Consider the following 4,148-nt stretch of genomic DNA (forward strand, 5'->3'; position numbering starts at 1 on the left):
TGAATTCGATAGAGTTTTTTCGCTTCGGTATTTAACGCTTCTGCCCCCCACCCCCTTACAGATGTAGGTTTGTGTTGAAGGTGCGAGCAGTGACCCCAACGATTCGATAATGAGAAGAAGAGCAGTATGGAGGCAGTAGAGATGCTACAAGACCCTTCGCTCAAAGCTTGGAACCGGATTGTCAGCGAACGATTTGGCAACCTCAGCCTATCGCAAGTGACGGGATTAAGGGTGTGGAGTTTTGGGTCGCATTGACCCAATCGAGTAGCCTCAGCCGCGTTGCCGAAACCATGGCTGGATTAAACGGGGAGCGACCGAACACGGTGCGCCAACGCCTCCAGGAATGGTATCAAGATGCGGCAGCAAAAAGCGGCAAGCATCGCTGGGATTGGCAGGTCGAACCTTACTTTGCGCCGCTGTTGACTTGGGTGCTGTCGCTGTTGCCGCACCGTTGTCGAGAACTATTTCTGGTCATGGATGTGACGACGCAGAAAGACCGATTGAGTGTGCTGTCGGTTTCGGTGCAGTATCGCGGTAGCGCGATTGCGGTGGCATGGAAAATTGTGCCTGGGAATCAACCGGATCGCTGGCAACCCTACTGGGAGCCGTTGTTCGCTCAACTGGCTGGCGGGGTTCCACCGGACTGGCGGGTGGTGGTTTGGGCTGACCGAGGCTTGTATGCCGACTGGCTGTTTGCCGCGATCAGGGCAGTCGGGTGGCATCCGTTCTTGCGGATCAATCAACACCCGAATCAGACAATCCAAGTTCTCCCCAATGGCGACTGGCAATTGCTCAAAGACTGGATTCGGCTCGGTCAAGCTTGGAGCGGTGCAGTGCGGTGCTTTCGCACCAATCCGCTCGATTGTCCCCTGGTCGCACGCTGGGACGAAGGCGATACTGACCCGTGGTTCGTGGTCACTGACCTGCCGACTGACCAAGCCGAGGGCTTGTGGTACAGCTACCGCCTGTGGATTGAAGATGGCTATCGCGATTTCAAAAGTGATGGCTGGCATGGGCAGTCCTCACGCATGACCGACCCAAAACGCGCAGAGCGGATGGGGTTAGCCATGTCGGTCGCCACCCTATGGATGCTCACACTTGGAACCAAAGTAGAACTGCAACAACCAGCCTTACACCCCTTCCTTGGAGACTGACGTTAGAATAGTCTTCTACGGGTGAGAAGTTGAGGGAGCATTCCCGTATGGGTGATGGCAGCGAAGGGTTTTATCGAGTCGCGCTGATTTGGGATAGAGAAAACTGCTCGATCGCTTCAGGCAGCCGATGAGAGAGACTGTCCGGCGACTTCTCGGTAGTAGCTTTGGAGTTGCCGAGTTGCCGATGACCAGTTCCAGCGTTCTGCTTCGCGTCGAGCATTGCGGCGGAGGGTTTCTCGTGCTTCTTGCTCAAAGATGAGTCGCTGAGTGGCGACGATCGCTCCCTGGTCATCATTTGGATCGAACAAATAGCCATTTACGCCGTCTTCGACGATATCGGGAATGCCGCCCGATCGAGCCGCTACAACAGGACAGCCGGCCGCCATCGCTTCGAGTAGGACTAATCCCAGGGTTTCGGTGCGCGACGGAAAGACAAAGGCATCGGCAGAAGCAAAGGCAGCAGCGAGTTCTTGGCCTGCCAGGTAGCCGACAAAGTGCGTCGGAGTCCCTTCAAAATATTTTTCTAACGCTTGCTGATTGGGTCCGCCGCCTACGAGCGCGAGACGAGCATTGGGAATTGATTCTAGAACAGGCTTGATGCGATCGATTTCTTTTTCGGCAGACAGGCGACCGACATAGAGCAACAATGGCGCTTCGGGGTGGCCTTGACTGAGCCGATTTCGCATGTCTGCACTGGCTAGATGAGGCTGAAAAGTTTCGGTATCCACGCCGCGCTGCCACAGATCGACTCGCTCGATTCCATGCTCTGTCAAGGCTTGCATCATGGCTGTGGAGGTACAGAGATTGAGTTGTGCCTGATTGTGTCCCGCTTTGAGCAGTTCCCACAGTAGCCCTTCGAGTGCGCCCAGTCCGTAGTGCTGAAGGTATTCGGGCAGGTGGGTGTGGTAGGAGGCGATCAGGGGAATGTTTAGCGTTTTGCTGTAGTAGAGTCCGGCGAGTCCCAATACGGCGGGGTTGACGACGTGAATAATGTCAGGCCGAAACTGGGTGAGGGCTTCGCCGATCGCTGGACGAGGGAGCGCCAGTTTTAACTCAGGATAAAGCGGCAATGGAAAACCGGACACTCCAAAGATTTTGGCTCCTTTGTGTTCGGTCAGGCCGCCTTCTGGGGCAAAAATTAGAACTTGATCACCCAGACGTTGTAAATGATCGACAGTGTGACGCAGCCGAGTGACGATGCCATCGACTTTGGGCAAAAACGTTTCGGTAAACAGGGCAACTCGCATAAAGGAAGAGATGACATAAAACGGTTATTGCTGCCTGGGGAGGGTGCATCCATGTATGCCAATTGCCACGATCACCCCTCCTAACAAAACGCCTACTCCTTCTGCAAAACAGTTGAGGCGGTGTCTCATTTCTGCGGACTGCGCGATCGAGAGTTCTCGAACCCCCGCCCCCGTCGCCGCGAGTTTTTCGTAGTTTCGATAGCTTTTATCTAAGGCCGCCCACTCTGGAAACAGATAAAACGCACTGAGTGCCATCGCTCCTAGCCCAGGTAAGACGATCGTCAGCAGCAAGACCGAAACTCGAAGGTTCATAGGTTAGCGCTTCCAGGTTACTTTGGGGAGGATTTGATCCTCATCAATGCGGGTTTTGTATTTGACGGCAAAGTTTAACAGTGAATCTAACAGCGAGTCAGACAGGTAGTGGGGCTGAAGTCCCAGGTTGAGCAGGTTGGTGTTTTTGGCGTTGAAGTAGTGTTCTTCTTTTTCAATGCGGGGATTTTCGTAGTTTTTGACTTCGACGTTGAGACCGATCGCCGTCCCTGCTTTTGCCACCATTGTGGCTAGATCGCCGATGCTAAACAGTTCGGTAAATTGGTTGAAGACGCGGAATTCGCCGGGATTGGCGGGGGTGGCGATAGCTAGTTCTACACAGCGCACGGTATCGCGAATATCCAAAAATCCTCGCGTTTGTCCGCCTTTGCCATAGACGGTGAGGGGGTGCCCGACTGCTGCCTGGATGCAGAATCGGTTTAATGCGGTGCCAAACACGCCATCGTAATCGAGACGATTGATCAACAACTCATCCATGCCCGTCTCTTCGGTGAGAACGCCATAGACCACGCCCTGATTGAGATCCGTTGCGCGCAGCCCCCACATTTTGCAGGCGAAATGGATGTTGTGGGAGTCATGCACTTTGCTGAGGTGGTACATGCTGCCGGGCTGTTTGGGGTAGGGCAGGGTGTCTTTGCGTCCGTTGTGTTCGATCGTGATGTAGCCTTCCTCGATATCGATATTTGGCGTACCGTATTCGCCCATCGTGCCCAGTTTGACGAGGTGACAGTCGGGGAAGCTTTCTTTGATGATGTAGAGCAGGTTGAGCGTGCCGACGACGTTGTTAACCTGAGTCAAAACGGCGTGTTCTCGATCGATCATGGAGAAGGGAGCCGATCGCTGTTCGCCAAAGTGAATGATCGAGTCTGGTTCAAATTGATGCAGTGCTTTGCTGAGAAATTCGTAGTTGGTGATGTCGCCGATGAATAGCTGAATCGCTTTGCCTGTAATGTCGTGCCAGCGTTTGAGGCGTTGTTGAATGGGCGCGATCGGGGTGAGTGTTTCGATACACAACTCCATATCCCAGTGTCGCCTGACCAGACTGTCTAAAATCGCGACTTCATGCCCTCGGTTGGACAAGTAAAGCGCGGTCGCCCAACCGCAATATCCATCACCACCAATAACTAGGACTTTCATCTTGCTACATCTTGTTCGCGAATACTTTGCCAAATCTATCAGGTTTGGGGACTTTGTGGATTAAGAGTTTTGGATTTGTTGATAAGGCTCTTGGGATTGGCGGTTTGCTTTTCACTTCTGGCTTTTAGCTTTTGAGTTTGGGGTCGATCGACGGTGAGGAACAACTACCAAAAGGCATAATCTGACGTTAACCCAGTCTTTAGAATCGTGTGGCTGGCTAACCTGACGTGAATTCGATGAAATTCCTCGCTGTAGCGATCACTCCAGGCAGCCCCCTAAA

Annotated in this window: 4 protein-coding genes; 1 reads left to right on the forward strand and 3 read right to left on the reverse strand. The window is 53.3% G+C overall.

Features of this window, described 5'->3' with window-relative positions; genetic code table 11:
* Positions 1–290: 290 nt before the first annotated feature.
* Positions 291–1,154, forward strand: coding sequence for a transposase (locus ACKFKF_RS34450; RefSeq protein ID WP_446871867.1), 864 nt, complete (start codon positions 291–293; stop codon positions 1,152–1,154).
* 116 nt (positions 1,155–1,270) lie between these two features.
* On the opposite strand, the gene ACKFKF_RS34455 is transcribed toward ACKFKF_RS34450, so the two are convergent.
* Genes ACKFKF_RS34455 through ACKFKF_RS34465 form a run of 3 tightly spaced genes read right to left on the reverse strand, consistent with a single transcriptional unit; the run spans position 1,271 to position 3,868 of the window.
* A complete protein-coding gene (locus ACKFKF_RS34455; RefSeq protein WP_446871868.1) occupies positions 1,271–2,401 on the reverse strand; it encodes a glycosyltransferase family 4 protein in 1,131 nt (376 codons plus the stop codon).
* A 24-nt stretch (positions 2,402–2,425) separates the two neighbouring features.
* A complete protein-coding gene (locus ACKFKF_RS34460) occupies positions 2,426–2,713 on the reverse strand; it encodes a hypothetical protein (protein ID WP_446860744.1) in 288 nt (95 codons plus the stop codon).
* 3 nt (positions 2,714–2,716) lie between these two features.
* Entirely contained in the window at positions 2,717–3,868 is a 1,152-nt protein-coding gene (locus ACKFKF_RS34465) for an NAD-dependent epimerase/dehydratase family protein (RefSeq protein WP_446860743.1), read from the reverse strand.
* Positions 3,869–4,148: the final 280 nt, after the last annotated feature.

It is taken from the genome of Phormidesmis sp. 146-12, assembly GCF_052939495.1.

Excerpts from the sequence above, each read along its gene's own strand:
- ACKFKF_RS34450 (WP_446871867.1), top strand. The coding sequence starts at position 291 with ATGGCTGGATTAAACGGGGAGCGACCGAACACGGTGCGCCAACGCCTC.
- ACKFKF_RS34455 (WP_446871868.1), bottom strand. The coding sequence starts at position 2,401 with ATGCGAGTTGCCCTGTTTACCGAAACGTTTTTGCCCAAAGTCGATGGC.
- ACKFKF_RS34460 (WP_446860744.1), bottom strand. The coding sequence starts at position 2,713 with ATGAACCTTCGAGTTTCGGTCTTGCTGCTGACGATCGTCTTACCTGGG.
- ACKFKF_RS34465 (WP_446860743.1), bottom strand. The coding sequence starts at position 3,868 with ATGAAAGTCCTAGTTATTGGTGGTGATGGATATTGCGGTTGGGCGACC.